The 18,510-nt window shown below is 72.0% G+C and carries 13 protein-coding genes and 2 pseudogenes; 10 read left to right on the forward strand and 5 right to left on the reverse strand.

Annotated features, from left to right (window positions below; all coding sequences use genetic code 11):
* The first annotated feature begins 97 nt into the window (after window positions 1–97).
* Together AB0Q90_RS01945 and AB0Q90_RS01950 are read left to right on the forward strand one after the other, a co-directional pair.
* Window positions 98–2,317, forward strand: a complete 2,220-nt coding sequence (locus AB0Q90_RS01945; protein WP_363164696.1) for a SpoIIE family protein phosphatase — start codon at window positions 98–100, stop codon at window positions 2,315–2,317.
* A 170-nt stretch (window positions 2,318–2,487) separates the two neighbouring features.
* Complete coding sequence (locus tag AB0Q90_RS01950; protein ID WP_363164697.1) at window positions 2,488–2,898, forward strand: VOC family protein; 411 nt, start codon at window positions 2,488–2,490, stop codon at window positions 2,896–2,898.
* 300 nt (window positions 2,899–3,198) lie between these two features.
* On the opposite strand, the gene AB0Q90_RS01955 is transcribed toward AB0Q90_RS01950, so the two are convergent.
* Complete coding sequence (locus tag AB0Q90_RS01955; protein WP_363164698.1) at window positions 3,199–4,482, reverse strand: S1 family peptidase; 1,284 nt, start codon at window positions 4,480–4,482, stop codon at window positions 3,199–3,201.
* 186 nt (window positions 4,483–4,668) lie between these two features.
* Here AB0Q90_RS01955 and AB0Q90_RS01960 point away from each other — a divergent pair, with 186 nt between their 5' ends.
* The 5 genes from AB0Q90_RS01960 to AB0Q90_RS01980 all read left to right on the forward strand — a co-directional run bounded on the left by AB0Q90_RS01960 (window position 4,669) and on the right by AB0Q90_RS01980 (window position 11,710).
* Entirely contained in the window at window positions 4,669–5,082 is a 414-nt protein-coding gene (locus tag AB0Q90_RS01960; protein WP_363164699.1) for a PaaI family thioesterase, read from the forward strand.
* Between the two features lie 466 nt (window positions 5,083–5,548).
* A complete protein-coding gene (locus tag AB0Q90_RS01965; RefSeq protein ID WP_363164700.1) occupies window positions 5,549–5,764 on the forward strand; it encodes a type A2 lantipeptide in 216 nt (71 codons plus the stop codon).
* 105 nt (window positions 5,765–5,869) lie between these two features.
* Entirely contained in the window at window positions 5,870–6,676 is an 807-nt protein-coding gene (locus AB0Q90_RS01970) for an HlyD family efflux transporter periplasmic adaptor subunit (RefSeq protein WP_363164701.1), read from the forward strand.
* Window positions 6,673–8,895: an NHLP family bacteriocin export ABC transporter peptidase/permease/ATPase subunit gene (locus tag AB0Q90_RS01975; RefSeq protein WP_363164702.1), complete on the forward strand. Its 2,223-nt coding sequence runs from the start codon at window positions 6,673–6,675 to the stop codon at window positions 8,893–8,895. Before AB0Q90_RS01970 ends, AB0Q90_RS01975 begins: the two co-directional genes overlap by 4 nt.
* A 1-nt stretch (window position 8,896) precedes the next feature.
* Window positions 8,897–11,710 carry an NHLP bacteriocin export ABC transporter permease/ATPase subunit gene (locus AB0Q90_RS01980; protein WP_363164703.1) on the forward strand — a complete coding sequence of 938 codons (2,814 nt, stop codon included), beginning with the start codon at window positions 8,897–8,899 and terminating at the stop codon, window positions 11,708–11,710.
* 17 nt (window positions 11,711–11,727) lie between these two features.
* Here AB0Q90_RS01980 and AB0Q90_RS01985 read toward each other — a convergent pair.
* From AB0Q90_RS01985 to AB0Q90_RS01995, 3 genes and pseudogenes are all read right to left on the reverse strand, one after another.
* A pseudogene (locus AB0Q90_RS01985) lies at window positions 11,728–12,420 on the reverse strand (protein phosphatase 2C domain-containing protein); the annotation flags it as partial.
* Window positions 12,421–13,323: 903 nt separating this feature from the next.
* A pseudogene (locus AB0Q90_RS01990) lies at window positions 13,324–13,902 on the reverse strand (caspase family protein); the annotation flags it as partial.
* A 7-nt stretch (window positions 13,903–13,909) separates the two neighbouring features.
* Window positions 13,910–14,242 carry a hypothetical protein gene (locus AB0Q90_RS01995; protein ID WP_363164704.1) on the reverse strand — a complete coding sequence of 111 codons (333 nt, stop codon included), beginning with the start codon at window positions 14,240–14,242 and terminating at the stop codon, window positions 13,910–13,912.
* Window positions 14,243–14,433: 191 nt separating this feature from the next.
* Between AB0Q90_RS01995 and AB0Q90_RS02000 the strand changes: the two genes are divergently transcribed.
* Window positions 14,434–15,936 (forward strand): MFS transporter, encoded by a 1,503-nt coding sequence (locus AB0Q90_RS02000; protein WP_363164705.1) that lies wholly within the window; start codon window positions 14,434–14,436, stop codon window positions 15,934–15,936.
* A 91-nt stretch (window positions 15,937–16,027) separates the two neighbouring features.
* On the forward strand, window positions 16,028–17,026 hold the full coding sequence (locus tag AB0Q90_RS02005; protein ID WP_363164706.1) for a Ppx/GppA family phosphatase: 999 nt from the start codon (window positions 16,028–16,030) through the stop codon (window positions 17,024–17,026).
* Window positions 17,027–17,102: 76 nt separating this feature from the next.
* Here AB0Q90_RS02005 and AB0Q90_RS02010 read toward each other — a convergent pair whose 3' ends face one another.
* Window positions 17,103–17,315 carry an MbtH family protein gene (locus AB0Q90_RS02010; RefSeq protein ID WP_363164707.1) on the reverse strand — a complete coding sequence of 71 codons (213 nt, stop codon included), beginning with the start codon at window positions 17,313–17,315 and terminating at the stop codon, window positions 17,103–17,105.
* A gap of 94 nt (window positions 17,316–17,409) precedes the next feature.
* Between AB0Q90_RS02010 and AB0Q90_RS02015 the strand changes: the two genes are divergently transcribed.
* Window positions 17,410–18,510: an alpha/beta fold hydrolase gene (locus AB0Q90_RS02015; RefSeq protein ID WP_363164708.1), complete on the forward strand. Its 1,101-nt coding sequence runs from the start codon at window positions 17,410–17,412 to the stop codon at window positions 18,508–18,510.

The raw sequence follows: 18,510 nt of genomic DNA on the forward strand, positions 1-18,510 counted from the left end.
GACCGGAAAGCAGCCGTTCGGGCGGGCCGGCGGCCGGGGCGCGCGGACCGGCGTACCCGCCTCGCCGTGCGCGAGGAGCCGTCTGGGGGGAGATTTGATGCCTGGGCCCGTCGCCCGGCCGTGCGAGGAGGTGGTCGGCGTGTCCGACGACCGACCGTCCCCACAGGCACCGGCAACCGCCCGGACGCGGGTCGGCCGCCCTCTGCTGTCGCTGGCGCTGGCCTCGATGATGGACGAGGTCCATGCGCACTCCGGCGCGGTCTATCTGCTGGCACCCCAGGAGCCGGTGCTGGAGATGGCGGTGATGGCCGGACTGCCCCGGGCATTCGCCGCGCCGTGGGAGCGGGTGGGGCTCAGCGCCCCGATCCCGGTGTCCGACGCGGTGCGCGAACGGCGTCTTGTGTGGGTCGGCGGCGAGGAGGAGATGGCCCGCCTGTACCCGCGGATCTCCGTCGTGCTCCCGTATCCGTTCGCGCTGGCGGCGCTGCCGGTGGCGCACGAGGACACCTCGTACGGCGCGGTCTTCGTGACCTGGCCCGGCTCGCATCCGCCGGAGCTGTCCGACCGGGAGCGCACGCATCTGACCGCGGCCTGCGACCGGCTCGCGGTGCGGCTGGCGCGCGCCCTGGAGAACAGCGTCCCGCTGCTGCCCGAGCCCGATCTGCTCGCCGCTCCCTCGGCGGTCGGGGTGGCCGGAACGCTCGGCACGGTGGAGTCGGCGCGGATGGTGGGCCGGCTGCCGTACGGGCTGTGCTCGCTCGATCTGCACGGGCGGATCAGCTTCGCCAACGCGGCGGCGGCCGAGCTGATCGGCGTCCCGGTGAGCGGGCTGCTCGGCACCCAGCTGTGGGCATCGGTGCCGTGGCTGAACGACCCGGTCTACGAGGACCGCTACCGGGCGGCGCTGCTCAGCCAGCAGAGCACGTCGTTCGTGGCCTTGCGCCCGCCGGGCGACTGGCTGTCGTTCCGCCTGTACCCGAGCACCACCGGGCTCAGCGTCCGCATCACCCGGGCGCGGGCCGTGGCGGAGATGAACCGGGCGCCCCGGCCGGCCGACGACACCCCGTCGCGGCTGGTCACCATCTCCCAGGTGCTGGGCCTGGCGGGGGCGCTGACCGAGGCGGTCGGGGTGCAGGACGTGGTGCAGCTGGTGGCGGACGAGATCGTGCCGGCCGTGGGCGGCCAGGCCCTGGTGGTGCTCGGCTCCCGGGCCGGCCGGCTGCATGTGCTGGGGCATCGCGGCTATCCGGATCCGCACGTCGTGGAGCAGTTCGACGGGCTGCCGCTCACGGAACGGACGCCCGGTATGCATGCCCTGAGCACGGGTGTCCCGGCGTTCTTCGAGGACCGGCTGGATCTGGAGCGCCTCTATCCGGCCCGGCACGCCACGCCGGACGGCTTCGCCGCCTGGGCCTATCTGCCGCTGATCGCCTCCGGCCGCCCGGTGGGCACCCTGGTGCTCGCCTACGCCGAGCCGCATGTCTTCCCGGCGGACGAACGGGCCGTGCTGACGAGCCTGGGCGGGCTGATCGCGCAGGCCCTGGAGCGCGCCCTGCTCTACGACGCCAAGCACCATCTGGCGCACGGCCTCCAGGAGGCGCTGCTGCCGCACTCGCTGCCGACGCTGCCCGGCATCGAGGCGGCCGCCAGGTATCTGCCGGCCACGCAGGGCATGGAGATCGGCGGGGACTTCTACGACCTGGTGCCCGCCCGGGGACTGGCCGCGGCGGTGATCGGTGACGTCCAGGGCCACAATGTGACCGCGGCCGGGCTGATGGGACAGATCCGTACCGCCGTTCGTGCGTACACCACGGTCGGGCAGGCCCCCGAGGAGGTCATGCGCAGCACCAACCGGCTGCTCATCGACCTGGGTTCCGACCTGTTCGCCAGCTGTCTGTATCTGCGGCTCGACCCCGTGCGCGGGCGGGCCGTGATGGCCCGGGCGGGCCACCCGCCGCCGCTGCTGCGGCGGCCGGACGGGCGGGTGCGCGTGCTCGACCTGGCGGGCGGGCCGCTGCTCGGCATCGACGACACTGCCCCCTATCCGACGACGCAGGTCGACCTCTCCCCCGGCTCCGTGCTCGTGCTGTACACCGACGGGCTGATCGAGTCGCCGGACGTCGACATCGAGGACGCGCTCGCCGACCTCGGTGCCGAGCTCGCGCGGGCCGGGGACCGGCCGCTGGACGAGCTGGCCGACCATCTGGTGCAGCACTGCGCGATGCCGCAGGGACGCTCGGACGACGTGGCGTTGCTGCTGTTGCGGGCGCTGCCGGAGTGGGGAGACGGAGTTGTCCGGCCCCCTGGCGGTCGTTAGGGTCGGTCAGGTGACTGCCGGGTCGGCCAAGAGCCATGCACGAAGCGGGTTCCCGGCCTCGACGTGAGCGCGCGGCGGGCCAGAGCCCCGCCCCGTCCTGCGCGTCCTTCTGCCCGGCGCCCGGTGCGGCGCCCGTCCCAGCGGATCCCAGAACGGGAAGACACCTCACCATGCCCAACGAAGAGCAGTACCCAGTGACGACCGTCCAGTTGAACCACACCGTCGTCCACGCCCATGACCGACAGCTGTCGGCCGAGTTCCTCACCGCGATCCTGGGGCTGAAGGTCGGCGCCCCCTTCGGCCCGTTCCTCCCCGTCGACCTCGGCAACGGCGTCACGCTCGACTACTACGAGCAGCGTGACGAGCCGATCCAGCCGCAGCACTACGCGTTCCTCGTGCCCGACGAGCAGTTCGACGGCATGATCGCCCGTCTGGAGGCGGTCGGGGTCACCTACTACGCCGATCCCCGCCACACCGAACCCGGGCGGATCAACGACTTGTTCGGCGGTCGCGGCGCGTACTTCGACGATCCGGACGGCCACAACATGGAGATCATGACGCGGCCGTACGTCCGTCCGTAGGGCGGGCCGGGGCAGGCCGGAGGCCGGTCCAGGTCGGTCCGGGGGTTGATCCAGGCTGATCCAGGCCCGTCCGTGGGGCGGTCCAGCCCCGTCCGCAGGCCGAACCAGGCCGACCCGGGGGCCGATCCAGCCCTGTCCGTGGGGTGGTCCAGCCCCATCCGCAGGCCGCATGCGGCGGTCCGGGTGGTCGGTCCTCCCGCCGGAGGGCCGGCCGCCCGGACCGGTTTCATGGCCGACCCGGCCGTGGGGAGCCGGGTCGGTCGCCGACCCGGCCGAGGGTGGTGGCCGGGTCGGTGGTCGTCAGCCGTTCTTGTTCAGACCGAAGCCGTTGCCGACACCGGCGCCGGGGTTCTCACCGCCGGCCTCTTCCTCGCCCGCACCGGCTTCTTCCCCGCCGGCTTCCTCACCGGCACCGGCTTCCTCGCCCGCTCCGGCCTCCTCGCCGGCGTCGCCGCCCGCCGCGTCGCCCGCGCCCAGGGTCGCGCCGACCGCCTCCAGTGCCGTGGTGACCGGCTGGAAGAACGTCTCGCCGCCCACCGTGCAGTCGCCGCTGCCGCCGGAGGTGAGGCCGATCGCGAGGCCGTCCTGGGTGAACAGTGAGCCGCCGCTGTCGCCGGGCTCGGCGCAGACGTCGGTCTGGATCAGGCCGGTGACGGTGCCCTCGGGGTAGTTCACGGTGGCGTCGAGGCCGAGGACCTGACCGTCGCTCAACCCGGTGGTGCTGCCCATCCGGAAGACCTGGAGGCCTACCTCGGCCTCGGCGGCCTGGCTGATCTGCACGGTCTGGCCGTCGCCGAGGTTGACCTCGCTCGGCGCCTCGGTGGCCGGGTCGTCGTACTTGACGAGCGCGAAGTCGCCCTCGCCGGGGAAGGTGGCCTGGTCCACGGTGGCGATGGGGGCACCGTCCTGGGCGTCCGACCACGCGGCCGCCGCGACCCCGCAGTGACCCGCCGTCAGGAAGGCGGGCGTGCCGTCGCCCGCGACGACGTTGAACCCGGCCGAGCAGCGGGCGCCGCCCGCGAAGATGGCGTCGCCGCCGGAGAGGAAGGTCTTGAAGGTGCCCTCGGACTTCTTGATGGTCGCCATGCTCGAACCGAGGCTCTCGACGGTCGACTCCAGCTGGTCCCACTTGGCGCCGGTGACGGAGCTGTCCGCGGTGACCAGGATCTTGTTCGTCCGGGGGTCGACAGCCCAGGCGGTGCCGGGGATGGTCGCCTCGGACTTCAGGGTCTGTGCGCCGGCGTCGAGTTCGGCGAGGCTGTTGTCGACCTCGCGGACGGTCGCGCCCGCCTTCTTGGCCTGGACGATGATGTTGTTGTTGTCGCCGGGCACGACGTTGACGACGAGCTGCTGGCTGTCGGCGTCGTAGTAGGAGCCCGCGAAGGCGTCGCCGAGCAGTCCGGAGAGCTGCGAGGCCAGGTCCGAGGCGTCCGCCGCCTTCAGGGTCTTGGGCGCCGCGCTGTCGTCCGAGGCGCCGTCCTGGGACGCGTAGGCGCCCGGCAGCAGGATCGCGGCCGCTCCGAGCGCCGCGACGCCGCCCACCGCTATCGCGGCCTTGCGCTTCGGCATTCGCTTGTGACTCAAACTTCTCGACCTCCTGGGGGACGGGGTCCGTGCCGCCGTGTCTCCGGCGGCGGTTGGGGCGCCTGGATGGCAGGAGGTACGCACGGGTCGCGCGGGGCGTTCAATTCCGGTTGCGCGCGCCCCGGCCGAAACGCCGAATCGGCCAAGCACCGCGTCCCGGCGTCGGCTGCGGGAACAATCCCCCGTATGACGATGACCACCGCAGAAGCCGACAAGATCCTCGCCGACAACTTCGCCCCCTGGGTCCTCGAACTGGGCCTGGCGGTCCAGCGGCTGGACGACCACCGTGCCGTCCTGCGTCTGCCCTGGTCGGACCGGCTGGCCCGGGAGGGCGGCGCGCTGTCGGGCCAGGCCCTGATGGCCGCCGCGGACACGGCGACGGTGATCGCCGTGTCGGTCGCGCGCGGGGCGTACGGGCCCATGACGACGGTTCAGCAGTCCACGTCCTTCCAGCGTGCGGTGGTCGGTTCGGATGTCCTGATCGACGCGGTCGTCACCAAGCTGGGGCGCCGGATGGCGTTCGCCGACATCACGATGACCGTCGAGGAGTCCGGGGAGCTCGCCGCCCGCGCGAGCACGGTGTACGCGCTGCTGGGCTGACACGGTCCGCATTCGGTCGGCAACGGTCTGTTGTGCACCCGGAACGGAATCCGGGCTTCAGCGAATCTGCACATTGAATGCTCAACGAAGGCACCGGCGACCACACTTCCCCACAACCCGCTACCCCCGGTTACACCATTGGCGCCGGAGTGTCGGATTCGCCTTCACGTCGGCAAGCGCGGCCGCGAGCGGATGCGGTGACGCATGTGAAGAAGTCGCCGACAAGCGGTGCGCGCGCCTGCACGGATGGCTGCCTTCGAGCCTCAAGTTCCCTGGTGAGGGGGTTGGTTGATTGGAAGCGCGCGCCCGCCGCGTGCTTTGATCCATCGCACCGCGGGAGCCGCCAACGGCACCCGGAGACGGGCGCCGGGCGCCCGCGGTCGCGGCCGTCCATCAGTCCCCGCGGGGACCGACGAGGGGGCCGCTCTCCCCCTTGTGAAATATCCATACGAAGGGAAGTTCCATCATGAACTCCACCCCCCAGGTTGAGACCGTCGAGATCTCCGACGCCGAGCTCGACAACGTCTCCGGCGGCCTTTCCGTGAACGCCCTCGGCACCGTCACCGGCCTGGTGGACGGCATCGCCCCGGTTTCCGGCCTGGTCGACACGGTCGTCGGCACCGTCGAGGGCACCACCGGCCTCAACACCGCCCCGGTCACGGGCCTGGTCGCCGGTCTCTGATCGCACCTCTTGTGACGTCGAGTCCCGGAGCCGTATCCCGGCTCCGGGACTCTTCGGATGCCACAAACGCCCTCAAAGCTCTCCCGCACAGGTGAGGGAAGTTCCTTGCAGTTCCGCCAACAGGCCCTCGCCAAGCTCCAGTCGCCCGAGGAGCTCGATCTTCCGGTGCGCTTCGCCCGGCCCCAGGGCTGGCTCACGCTCTCCGTGACCGTCGTCGTCATGGCGGCGGCCTCCGTGTGGGCGGTCACCGGCTCGGTGACGTCCACGGTCGGCGCGCCCGCCATCCTGACGCACGGGCAGGGCAGTTACGTCCTCCAGAGCCCCGTCGCCGGCCAGGTCACCGCCGTCCTCGCCGAGCAGGGCGAGCGGCTGCCCGCGGGCTCCCCCGTCCTGAAGGTCCGTACGGCCGAGGGCGACACGGTCGTGCGCACGGTCGCCGCGGGCCGTGTCACCGCGCTCGCCGCCACCATCGGCCAGATCATCTCCACCGGTGCGAACGTCGCCGCCGTGGAGAAGGTCGCGCACGCGAAGGACCCGCTGTACGCGACGGTGTACGTGCCCGCCGAGAACGCGGCCGCCATCCCGGACGACGCCGCCGTGGACCTCACCGTCCAGTCGGTGCCCACCCAGGAGTACGGCGTGCTGCGCGGCCATGTGAAGTCGGTGGACCGCAGCGCCCAGTCCGCGCAGTCCATCTCCGCGTTCCTCGGGGACAGCCAGCTGGGCGAGCAGTTCACCAAGGACGGCAGGCCGGTGGCCGTGCTCGTGCAGCTGGACAAGTCGTCCGGTACCAGGAGCGGTTACGCCTGGTCGTCCGCGGACGGGCCGCCCTTCTCCCTCACCTCCATGACCCTGGCCGACGCGTCGGTGCGGCTGGCCGATCAGCGTCCCGTCGATTGGCTGCTGCCGTGAATGCCGCCCAGGACACCCGGGGCCGGCGCCGCGCCGCCCCGCCCAAGCGCCCCGTGCCCAAGGGGAGGGCAAGGACCGTCCGCACGCCCACCGTGCTCCAGATGGAGGCCGTCGAGTGCGGCGCCGCCTCCCTCGCGATGGTCCTCGGCCACTACGGCAGGCACGTCCCGCTGGAGGAGCTGCGCATCGCCTGCGGTGTCTCCCGGGACGGCTCCCGCGCCAGCAACCTCCTCAAAGCCGCCCGCAGTTACGGCCTGACGGCCAAGGGCATGCAGATGGACACGGCCGCCCTCGCCGAGGTCAAGACCCCGGCCGTGCTGTTCTGGGAGTTCAACCACTACGTCGTCTACGACGGCATGGGGCGCCGCTTCGGCCGCCGCGGGGTGTACATCAACGACCCCGGCAAGGGCCGCCGTTTCGTGCCGATGGAGGACTTCGACGGCAGCTTCACCGGCGTCGTGCTGGTCATGGAGCCGGGTGACGGCTTCAGCAGGGGCGGCCGCAAGCCGGGCGTCCTGGGCGCCATGCCGGCGCGGCTGCGCGGCACCGCGGGCACGATGCCGGCGGCGGTGCTGGCGAGCCTGCTGCTGGTGGTGGTCGGCGCGGCGGTGCCCGCGCTCAGCCGGACCTACATCGACATGTTCCTGATCGGCGGTCAGACCTCGCTGCTCGGCGTGCTGTTCGCGTCGATGGGAGCGTCCGTGCTGCTCACGGTCGTCCTGACCTGGCTGCAACAGGCGAATCTGCTGCACGGCCGGATCATCTCCTCGACCCTGTCCAGCGCCCGCTTCCTGCGCCATCTGCTGCGGCTGCCGGTGACGTTCTTCTCCCAGCGCAGCCCGGCCGACCTGGTGCAGCGCCTGCAGTCCAACGACGCCGTGGCCGAGACCCTGGCCCGTGATCTGGCGGCGGCGGGCGTGGACGCGGTGGTCGTCATCCTCTACGCCCTGCTGCTGTACACCTACGACCCGCAGCTGACCTTCGTCGGCATCGGGGTCGCCCTGCTGAACATCGTGGCGATGCGGGTCGTGATCCGGCTGCGCGCCACCCGGACGGCGAAGCTGCGCGCGGACAGCGCCCGGCTGACCAACACCGCCTACACGGGCCTTCAGTTGATCGAGACGATGAAGGCGACCGGCGGCGAGGACGGCTACTTCCGCAAGTGGGCCGGGCAGCACGCCACCACGCTGGAGGAGCAGCAGCGCCTGGGTGTGCCGAGCGCCTGGCTGGGCGTGGTCGCGCCGACGCTGGCCACGCTGAACAGCGCCCTGATCCTGTGGATCGGCGGCATGCGGGCGGTCGAGGGCCACATATCCGTCGGCCTGCTGGTCGCCTTCCAGGCGCTGGTCGCCCGCTTCACCGCCCCGCTGACCCGCCTCAACGGCGTCGCCGGGCGCATCCAGGACTTCGCGGCCGACGTGGCCCGTCTGAAGGACGTGGAGAACTTCCGGGCCGACCCGCTCTACGACCGTCCCGGCGGCGGCGACTCCACCCGCCGCCTGCACGGGCACGTCGAGCTGCAGAACATCTCCTTCGGCTACAACCCGCTGGACAAGCCGCTGCTGACCGGCTTCGACCTCACCGTCGGCCCGGGACAGCAGGTCGCGCTCGTCGGCGGCTCGGGCAGCGGCAAGTCCACCGTGTCCCGGATGATCTCCGGCCTGTACGCGCCCTGGGAGGGCGTGATCCGGATCGACGGCCGGCGCCTGGAGGACATCCCGCGCGGCGCGCTGGCGGCCTCCGTCTCCTTCGTCGACCAGGAGGTGTTCCTCTTCGAGGGCACGGTCCGCGACAACGTGGCGCTGTGGGACCCGTCGATCCCGGACGAGGCGGTGGTGGAGGCGCTGCGGGACGCGGCGCTGTACGACGTGGTCGTGCGCCGGCCCGGGGGCATCCAGAGCCGGGTCGAGCAGGACGGCCGGAACTTCTCCGGCGGGCAGCGCCAACGTCTGGAGATCGCGCGGGCGTTGGTGCGCCGGCCCAGCATCCTCGTCCTCGACGAGGTGACGAGCGCGCTGGACGCCGAGACCGAGCAGGTCGTGATGGACAACCTGCGCAGACGCGGCTGCGCCTGCGTGGTGATCGCACACCGGCTGAGCACCGTGCGCGACAGCGACGAGATCGTCGTACTGGAGCACGGCACGATCGTGGAGCGCGGCCGGCACGAGGAGCTGGTGGCGCGCGGCGGCGCGTACGCGACGCTGGTCAGGGAGCGGTGAGATGACTGCCGTACACGAGGGGGACCTGGTCCTCGACGCCCTCGGTCAGCTGGGCGGGCGCATCGACTGCGCCGGGTTCAACCGGCTCGACCTCGAAGGGCCGCAGGTGCTGTGGCTGGTCGCGTCCGGCGCGGTGGACCTGTTCGCGGTGGACGCCGAACAGCAGGGCCACTGGCACCACTTGGGCCGTCTGGAGGCGGGCTCGCTGCTGCTCGGCCCGGTGGCCGGTCCGCACCACACGCTGGTGGCCCGCCCGTTGCGGGACTGCGTGGTGCACCGCATCGGGCTGCGGGAGCTGTACCAGCCCGCGCAGACCCAGACCTGGTCCTACGACGAGTACGGCAACCCCCAGTACGTGCCGCCGACGACGAGCCCGCTGGAGTACGCCCTCGCCCTCGGCGTCGGCCGCAGCCTGTCCATCCTCTTCCAGGCCCCGATGGCGGGCGCGGCGGCCGAGATCACCGACGACGACGTCTTCTGGATGCAGGTCCCGCCCGGCAGCGTGCAGTACGGCTCGCTCTACGGCCAGGAGGCCGCCGCCGACCTGCTGATGGACCCGGCGGTCTGGCAGAGCATGGTCGACCAGCAGTACCGCCTGCTGACCACCCTGGACCGCTGGATCGAGCAGCTGGAGCGCACCCACGAGTCGCGTACGGCGGAGGGCATCAGGGCCGGTGAGGCGGTACGCGCCGAGGCCGACCGCACACTGCTGGCGTCGATCGGCAAGCGGTCGGCGCAGCGGACCACGGCGGCCGACGCGGACGCGAGTTACGCGGCCTGCCGGCTGGTCGCCCGGGCGGCCGGGATCACACTGGCCGAGCCCGCGCAGTCAGGCACCGAGAGCGACCGCCTGGATCCGGTCGAGCGGATCGCCCTCGCCTCCCGCGTCCGCACCCGCGCCGTCCGCCTCGACGGCCGCTGGTGGCGGGAGAACGTCGGCCCGCTGGTGGGCCACCGCGCCCTGTCCGGGGCTCCGGTGGCCCTGTTGTGGCGGCGCGGCGGCTATGTCGCCGTCCATCCGGCGACCGGCCGGGAGACGCCGGTCGAGAAGGCCAACGCGGAGGAGTTCGAGCCGCGCGCGGTGATGTTCTACCCGCCGCTGCCCGAACGCCGGCTCAGCCCGCTCCGGCTGCTGCGGTTCAGCATGCGCGGCACCGCGGGCGACCTGACGAACCTGCTGCTCAGCGGTCTGGTGACGGTCGCCATCGGCGCGCTGGTGCCGATCGCCACGGGCAAGGTGCTCGGCCAGTTCGTGCCCAAGGCCCAGACCGGGCTGATCGTCCAGGTCTGTCTGGCGGTGATGGTCAGCAGCGTCGTGGCGGCGGCCTTCATGCTGCTGCAGAACCTGACCATCCTGCGCCTGGAGGGCCGGATCGAGTCCACCCTCCAACCGGCCGTCTGGGACCGGCTGTTGCGCCTGCCGACGAAGTTCTTCACCGAACGCTCCACCGGCGAGCTGGCGAGCGCGGCGATGGGCATCAGCGCGATCCGCCGGCTGCTGGCCGGAGTCGGCCCGACCCTCGCCCAGTCGGTCACGGTCGGCGCGATGAACCTGGGGCTACTGCTCTGGTACAGCGTCCCGATGGCGCTGGCGGCGATCGGCATGCTCGTCGTCATCGCCGCGGTGTTCCTGGGGCTCGGGCTGTGGCAGGTGCGCTGGCAGCGGCGCCTTGTGGTGCTCGGCAACAAGCTGAACAACCAGGCGTTCCAGACCCTGCGCGGGCTGCCGAAGCTGCGGGTGGCGGCGGCCGAGAACTACGCGTACGCGGCCTGGGCGGAGCGGTTCGCCCGCAGCCGTGAGCTCCAGCAGCGGGTGGGCCGTATCAAGAACCTCACCACGGTACTGGGCGCGGTGTACCTGCCGCTGTGCACCCTGCTGATGTTCATGCTGCTGGCGGGTCCGGCGCGCGGGTCGATGTCGGCGGCGGCGTTCCTCACCTTCAACACCTCGGTGACGATGCTGCTGACCTCCGTCACCCAGATCACCGGCGCGTTCGTCTCGATGGTGGCCGCGCTGCCGCTCTTCGAGGAGATCAAGCCGGTGCTGGACGCGACGCCTGAGGTACGCACGGCGAGCACCCGGCCGGGCCCGCTGACCGGCGCGATCGAGGCCCGCCGCCTGTCCTTCCGGTACGCCGACGACGGCCCCCTCGTCCTGGACGACGTCTCCTTCTCCGTCCGCCCGGGCGAGTTCGTCGCGATCGTGGGCCCGAGCGGCTGCGGCAAGTCGACGCTGCTGCGACTGCTGATCGGCTTCGACAAGCCGGTGTCGGGCAGTGTGTTGTACGACGGCCAGGACCTGGCCGCCCTCGACCAGTCGGCCGTACGCCGTCAGTGCGGTGTGGTGCTCCAGCACGCGCAGCCGTTCACCGGCTCCATCCTGGACGTCATCTGCGGCACCGAGCCGTACACGCCGGAGGAGGCGATGGCGGCGGCCGAGCTGGCGGGGCTCGCCGAGGACATCAAGCGGATGCCGATGGGCCTGCACACGATCGTCTCGGGCAGCGGAGCGATCTCCGGCGGCCAGCGCCAACGCCTGATGATCGCCCAGGCGTTGATCCGTCGGCCGCGGATCCTGTTCTTCGACGAGGCGACGAGTGCGCTGGACAACGAGACACAGCGGACGGTGATCGAGAGCACGAAGGCGCTCAACGCCACGCGGATCGTGATCGCGCACCGGTTGTCGACGGTGCTGGACGCGGACCGGGTGATCGTGATGGAGGACGGGAAGGTGGCTCAGGAGGGGGCGCCGGGGCAGTTGTTGGCGGATGTGGGTGGGCGGTTGCATGAGTTGGTGCGGCGTCAGTTGGCGTGAAAGCCGGTTTGGTGAGCGTGCTCGGCTACGGCGCCGACGATCACGGGGGTGTCCGAGAGGTCTCCGTCGTCCCCGCTCGATGAGAGGAGGTCGGCGACGATGCACGAGATGTTCCCCGGGCCGCCGCCGCGCAGAGCGAGCTTGACCAGCTCCTGCACCGTCGTCTGAGGAAGCAAGTGACTGGCCAGACACTCGGCGATCGACTCGTCCGACACCACGTCGGTCAATCCGTCCGTGCACAGCAGATACCGGTCACCTGCCCGGGCTTCGCGCACGGACAGATCCGGATCGGCTTCCCTGAACGTGTTCAGGACCCTGCTCTGGTCATGGGTGATCTGTGTGAGCGTTCCGTACCGGAGGAGGTAGGCACGTGAGTCACCGATGTGAACGAGCCCGAGCTTCTGCCCCGTCCACAACAGCGCCGTGAGCGTGGTCGCCATGGCGCGCAGCTGCGGGTCCTCCTCCGCGATCGCCGCTATCCCGCGTTGGGCCTGCTGCACGGCTCCATGCAGCGGAGTGAGCAGGTTGGAGGGATCGCCGGTGTCGTCGTCGAGTCGGACGATCCACGAGATCACCTCCGAGCTGGCGACCTCGCCCGCCGGTGCCGCCCCGAGACCGTCCGCCACGGCCAGCAGCCGAGGCCCCGCGTAGCCGGAGTCCTCGTTCTTCTCGTGGACCATGCCCGTGTGCGATCCGGCCGCGAAGCGCATCCACAGGCTCCCCGACGCCGTCCCGGGATATGCGGGAGGTACGAGTGGCGGTGCCGGTGCCGGTGCCGGTTCGGGCCGCGTCGCCCGTCCCCGCAGGTCGTACAGCGCCCGCCACAGGTCAACGGCGCTGCGGTACCGGTCGGCGGGATCAGCGGCCAGCGCCTTGCCGACCACGGCATCGGCCTCGTACGACGTCGGCGGCACGGCTCCCGCGAGGAGAGTGCGCAACAGCCTGCCCACCTCCAGCAGGTCGTCGTGGCCGTCGGGTGCGTCTCCCAGGTCGGCGACCTTGACGTGGTTCTCCGGGGTGAACACGACGCTCTCCGGATCGAGCCGCCACCCGAAGACGCCCCGGCCATGCGCGTGTTCGAGGACGCCGAGCAGTTCGGCGACGACGGCCACGACCCACTCGGGATGGTTCTGCCCCCGCCGCACATAGCTGCCCAGCGTCTCTCCCGCGACGGACTCGGTGACCAGGTAGGGGCACGGAACCTGGTTGCGGCGTGCGGTGCCGATGTCGTGGAGCCCGGCCACGAAGGGGTGCCGCAGCCCCGCTCGCGCCTTGGCCCGTCGGCGGAACCCGGCCGCGAGGCCCGCGTCGGCCGCGGCCTCGGGGCGCATCATCTTGATCAGCACCGGCCGGTCGAGCTCCAGGTCCCGGGCCTCGTGCGTCTCGGTTGCGGCGTCGGCCTCGATCACCGGGCCCAGCTCGTACCGCCCCGCCAGCAGCCGCCCCGTGGGCATCGGGGTGTACGCCCTGTTCCGGAAGATCGGCAGCTGGCCCGCGGAGTTGCGCACCCGTTTCTGCGGCAGTGGGAAGGACCGTGATCGGCAGGCGTCGGCCAGATGCTGGAACACCGTGTCCAGGGGCAGTAGTTCGGGCCCGTCCGACACGCCACGGGCCAGCAGGCTGATCAACTCCCCGGTGAAGGCGGTATGCCGCTCCCCCGGCGGGGCCACCGCCTGGGCCGACTCCTCGGCGGACGCGATGAGGTAAGTACCCTCGATCACAGCGCCGTTGGCGACCGCGGACTGGGCGTCTCCCATCATGCCGAGGGCCCGTCCGCTGTAGCAGCAGTCGAGGATGACGATCCGGCGTTCGACGCGCAGCCCCAGCAGCTCCTGGCTCAGCCAGTAGTACGGGAGGGAGGTGTCGGGCCGGCCGACGACGGATCCGGGCAGGCCGAGCCAGAGGTCGCCCCGGTTGGGGTCGATCAGGCCGTGGCCCGCGTAGTAGACGACCAGGGTGTCGAGGCTGCGGTCGGCCGTCTCCCGCAGGGGCGCGAAGGCGGCGGTGGCGTTGCCCGGCTCCAGGACCACGCGGCAGCGCTCCTCGGGCAGCCCCCACACGGTCGGGTCCCGCAGCTGGGCGGCGAGGTCCATGACGTTGCCCCGGACGCCCGGCAGGGGTGCCAGGTGGTCGTACGCGCTCACGCCGATCAGGACGGCGGCGGATCTGTCGGGCGCGGCCGTGGTGTCCATGACCCCGCTACCGTTCGAGTTCCGCCAGCAGTCGGGCGGCGGTCTCGGGATCCTGTCCGGAGAGGGTGATCCTGACACCGTCGCGCTCGAAGGTGATCTCGGGCGGGGCGGGCCGGGTGGCGCGCCAGGCGGCCCAGGCCAGGGCGAGGTTCCCGAGCTGGAAACCGCTGTCGAGGACGAGCTGGACGCAGTCGAGGGCGGTGCCCATGCGGTCGGGGGCGGTCGGTTCGGACCGGACCTCGACGTGGGCGTTGCGCCGCACGTAGGAGTCGTCCCGCAGCCACAGATACAGCGATCGCAGTTCTGCCTCGTCGGCCGCGCTGGTGATGGCGATGTTCATGGCCCCCGTCCCCCGTTCGAGCACCCCGTTGTCCCACACAGTGGCACAGCGTCGCGGGCCGCGCAGCCGTTCCGGGGCACACACCCCGCCAGCGAAACGTTGCCGTTTCGCTAAACGTCCTCTACTCTCGATGTGTACGAAACCGTTTCGTTCACGCCCGGCGTGGACGACGTCCCCTGGAGTGGCTCCTCATGCCCGAGAAGACCCTGATCGACAGCGCGCCCGGGCGGGCCGTCCAGGAGCCGCCTGCCGCCTCGCCGAGGCGGTGGTGGATCCTGGCGGTCGTCGCCGTCGCACAGCTGATGGTGGTGCTGGACGCCACCATCGTGAACATCGCCCTTCCCTCCGCCCAGGCCGACCTCGGGTTCTCCGACGGCAACCGGCAGTGGATCGTCACCGCCTACGCGCTGGCGTTCGCGTCCCTGCTGCTGCTCGGCGGACGGCTGGCCGACCTGTTCGGCCGCAAGCCCGCCTTCCTCATAGGCGTCCTCGGCTTCGCCGCCGCCTCCGCGCTCGGCGGCGCCGCCACCAGCTTCGAGATGCTGGTCACCGCGCGCGCCCTGCAGGGCGTCTTCGGCGCGCTCCTCGCGCCCGCCGCGCTCTCGCTGCTCAACACCACGTTCACCGACGCCCGGGAGCGGGCCAGGGCGTTCAGCGTGTACGGCGCCATCGCGGGCGCCGGCGGTGCCGTGGGCCTGCTGCTCGGCGGCGTGCTGACCGATGCCCTGGACTGGCGCTGGACGCTGTTCGTCAACGTGCCGATCGCCGTGCTCGCCCTGATCGGCGGCTGGATGCTGCTGAGCAACCACCGCGACGCCGCGAACTCCAGGCTCGACGTGCCGGGCACGATCCTGGTCGCCGCCGGTCTGTTCGCCGTGGTCTACGGGTTCTCCAACGCCGAGACGCACGACTGGAGCTCCCCGCGGACCTGGGGCTTCCTGCTCGCCGGCGGTGTACTGCTGACGGCGTTCGCCTGGTGGCAGACCCGGGCCGCGCACCCGCTGCTGCCGCTGCGGATCCTGCTGGACCGCAACCGCTCGGCCTCCTTCCTCGCCGTGCTGATCAGCGGCGCGGGCATGTTCGGTGTGTTCCTGTTCCTCACCTACTACCTCCAGCTCGTCCTCGGCTTCAGCCCGACCAAGACGGGTGTCGCGTTCCTGCCGATGGTCGGTGCGCTGATGGTGACGGCTCAGCTGGGCACGACGGTCCTGGTGCCGCGGATCGGCCCGAAGGCCGTGATCCCGCTGGGCTTCGCGGTCTCCACGGCGGGCATGGCCTGGCTGACCGGGATCGGCATCGGCTCGGACTACGTGTCCTCGGTGCTGCCGCAGCTGGTCGTCATCGGTGTGGGCCTCGGCCTGGTCATGCCGCCCGCGATGCAGCTGGCCACCGGCGGCGTGGCGGCCGAGGACGCCGGTGTGGCCTCCGCGACCGTCAACGCCATGCAGCAGGTGGGCGGTTCGATCGGTACGGCGCTGCTCAGCACGCTCGCGGCGAGCGCCGCGACGGACTACCTCGCCGGAAAGGACGCCACCAACAAGCTGGTCCAGGCACAGGCCACGATCGAGAGCTACACCACCGCGTTCTGGTGGTCGGCGGGTCTGTTCGCCGCGGGTGCCGTGATCACCTTCGCGCTGTTCCGTCGCGGGGTGCCCGAACAGGACGACTCCGCCGCGCCGGTCGTCCACATGTGACGTAGGACCGCCCGAGGTCCGAGGGGCCGCCGTCCGGGGAGGACGGCGGCCCTCTTGTCGTCGTGGCCCGAGAACGGGTACTCACGAGCCCATGCGAATCAGCGTGGTGGATGTGGGCTCGAACACGGTCAGGCTCGTGGTGGCGGACGCCCAGGACGGGGTGCCGTTACCCGTGCACACCGCCAAGTGGCGGCTGAGGCTGTCCGAGCAGGTCAGGCCGGGGGACGCGATTCCGGAGGAGGCCGTGGACCGGCTGGTCGGGGCGGTCACCGAGGCGAGCAGGACCGCGGCCCGCTGGGGTGCGTCCGCGCCCCTGGCCTTCGCGACGGCCGTGGTGCGCGCGGCCCCGAACCGACGGGAGGTGCTGCGTGCGGTCCGGACGCGGACCGGGGTGGACCTGTGCACGCTGCCGGGCGAGGTGGAGGCCGAGCTGACGTTCCTCGGGGCGCGGCGGTGGATGGGCTGGCGGTCGGGGCCGCTTGCGCTGCTGGACATCGGCGGCGGCTCGCTGGAGGTGGCCTTCGGCCGTGGCCGACTGCCGGACTTCGCGGCCTCGTTGCCGCTCGGCGCGGGTCGGCTGACCCACGAGTTCTTCGACGGCGACGATCCGCCGCCGCCGGAGCGGGTGCGCGCGTTGCGCCGCAAGGTCCGTCATCAGCTGCGGGATGTCGCGGCGCGGATCCGCTGGGAGGGGCCGCGCACGGCCGTGGCCACGTCTCGGACGTTCCAGCAGCTGGGCCGGCTGTGCGGTACGGCGCCCGGGCGGCACGGCCCCTTCGTGGAGCGGCAGTTGCACCGCCGCGATCTGCGCGAGGCGATCACGCGGCTGGCCGCGCTGCCCGCCGCGGAGCGCTCAGGGCTGCCCGGCATTTCCGCGCCGCGTGCCGCGCAGAGTCTGGCCGGCGCGTTGGTCGGGCACACGTCGATGAAGCTGACCGGTCTGCGGACGCTCACCGTCTGCCCGTGGGCGATCCGTGAGGGTGTCCTGCTGCGGCTCATCGAGGACGGCCCGTCCTGGTGGGCGGAGGTCAATCGGTACGAGGAGCCCGTGCCGCCCGATCCGGTGCCGCTGCGCATCGCGACGAGTTGAGCAGAGGGGCTGTCCAAGAGGCCCCCTGCCGCAGGTCTTCCGGAGGATCGGCCCGGCGCGCGGATCACCCCGTGCGTCAGGCCTCCGCGGACTGCGCAAGGGACCGGGGGCGCAGATCCGTCCAGTGGGACTCGATGAAGTCCAGGCACGCCTCCCGGGAGTTCTCGGCGAGGGCGATGGTCCATCCGCCGGGCACTTCGGCGAAGGACGGCCAGAGCGAGTGCTGGCCCTCGTCGTTCACCAGGACCAGGAAACGGCCTTCGGTGTCGTCGAACGGGTTGGTGCTCATGGTCAATACCTCCCCGGAGGACTTTCATTAGGTTAGGCTCGCCTAATTACGGTGAGCTTAGCCTTCGCCCCTCGCCTCTCACAAGGAGACGTTCATGCGTCGCGCGGCCGGTACGGAGAACGCCTTCGTCGGGTTCGGACTGCCCGGCAGGCCCGGCACCGAGGAGTTCTGGGCGGCGGCGGGGACACCCGCGTCGATACCGTCCGAGGACGGCGGTTGGACGACCCTGTTCCTGTGGCGCGGGTCCGAGGCGCGCATCGGCTTCGAGAGCTGGTCGGAGCCGGTGCCCCTGCACCGGTGCGGCGACACGGACTGCTGGTACGCCGAGGTGCGCATGCCGGCGCGGTTGCGGGTGACGTACCAGTTCCTCGTGGGCGACGCGGCGTACGCCGACCCGTTCAACCCGGCCGGTGCGGGCGGTGACCGGTCCGTCGCCGCGACGCCCGACGCCCCGCCCCAACCGCACTGGCCCGCGGTCGGCGCCGACGAGGTCCTCCCCCTCCCGCGCACCCGGATCCGCTGGGCCGGTGACCGGCTCGGCGGGCGGCGTACCGTGCGGGTCCATCCGGTGGGCGGCGGCGGGCCGGTGGTTCTGCTGCTCGACGGGGACGACTGGCTGTATCTGCACCCGGCCATGACCGCGTTCGACTCGGCCGTCGCCGCTGGTGAGCTGCCGCCCGTCACCCTTGTCTTCCTTCCGACCAGGGACAGGGAGGCCGAGTTCGCCTGCCGGCCCGAGCTGTGGGAGGCGGTCCGGGACGAGCTGCTGCCGCTGGTGGCGGAGTCGGGCGTCCCCGCCGACCCGGGCCGGCTGGTGGTCGCCGGACAGAGCCTCGGCGGGCTGAGCGCGCTGTACGCGGCGCTGGAGTTCCCGGAGTCGGTGTCCCGCGTCGCCTGCCAGTCGGGGTCGTTCTGGTGGACGCCCGAGGCCCTCGACGCGCCGGATCCCCTGGGCGGGCCGGTCGGCGGCGCGCTCGCGGAACGGCTGCGCAAGCGGCCCGATCTGTCGGGGCTGCGGGTCGCGTTCGACGTGGGGGAACACGAGACGCGGATGCTGCCTCACTGTGAGCTGACCGAGACGCTGACGCGGGAGGCCGGCGCGGCCGTGCGGGTCTCGCGGTCGGCCTCCGGTCACGACCGGGCGGGCTGGCGGCACGCCCTGCTCCGCGATGTCGCCTGGGTGCTCGCCGAGTAG

Origin of the sequence: Streptomyces sp. NPDC079141 (assembly GCF_040686775.1) — a bacterium.
Classification (GTDB): Bacteria; Actinomycetota; Actinomycetes; order Streptomycetales; family Streptomycetaceae; genus Streptomyces.

What these genes read in the sequence shown, in the direction of transcription:
- AB0Q90_RS02015 (WP_363164708.1), top strand. Translation starts at nt 17,410, where the DNA reads ATGCGTCGCGCGGCCGGTACGGAGAACGCCTTCGTCGGGTTCGGACTG.
- AB0Q90_RS01945 (WP_363164696.1), top strand. Translation starts at nt 98, where the DNA reads ATGCCTGGGCCCGTCGCCCGGCCGTGCGAGGAGGTGGTCGGCGTGTCC.
- AB0Q90_RS02010 (WP_363164707.1), bottom strand. Translation starts at nt 17,315, where the DNA reads ATGAGCACCAACCCGTTCGACGACACCGAAGGCCGTTTCCTGGTCCTG.
- AB0Q90_RS01950 (WP_363164697.1), top strand. Translation starts at nt 2,488, where the DNA reads ATGCCCAACGAAGAGCAGTACCCAGTGACGACCGTCCAGTTGAACCAC.
- AB0Q90_RS02000 (WP_363164705.1), top strand. Translation starts at nt 14,434, where the DNA reads ATGCCCGAGAAGACCCTGATCGACAGCGCGCCCGGGCGGGCCGTCCAG.
- AB0Q90_RS01995 (WP_363164704.1), bottom strand. Translation starts at nt 14,242, where the DNA reads ATGAACATCGCCATCACCAGCGCGGCCGACGAGGCAGAACTGCGATCG.
- AB0Q90_RS01965 (WP_363164700.1), top strand. Translation starts at nt 5,549, where the DNA reads ATGAACTCCACCCCCCAGGTTGAGACCGTCGAGATCTCCGACGCCGAG.
- AB0Q90_RS01980 (WP_363164703.1), top strand. Translation starts at nt 8,897, where the DNA reads ATGACTGCCGTACACGAGGGGGACCTGGTCCTCGACGCCCTCGGTCAG.
- AB0Q90_RS01960 (WP_363164699.1), top strand. Translation starts at nt 4,669, where the DNA reads ATGACGATGACCACCGCAGAAGCCGACAAGATCCTCGCCGACAACTTC.
- AB0Q90_RS02005 (WP_363164706.1), top strand. Translation starts at nt 16,028, where the DNA reads ATGCGAATCAGCGTGGTGGATGTGGGCTCGAACACGGTCAGGCTCGTG.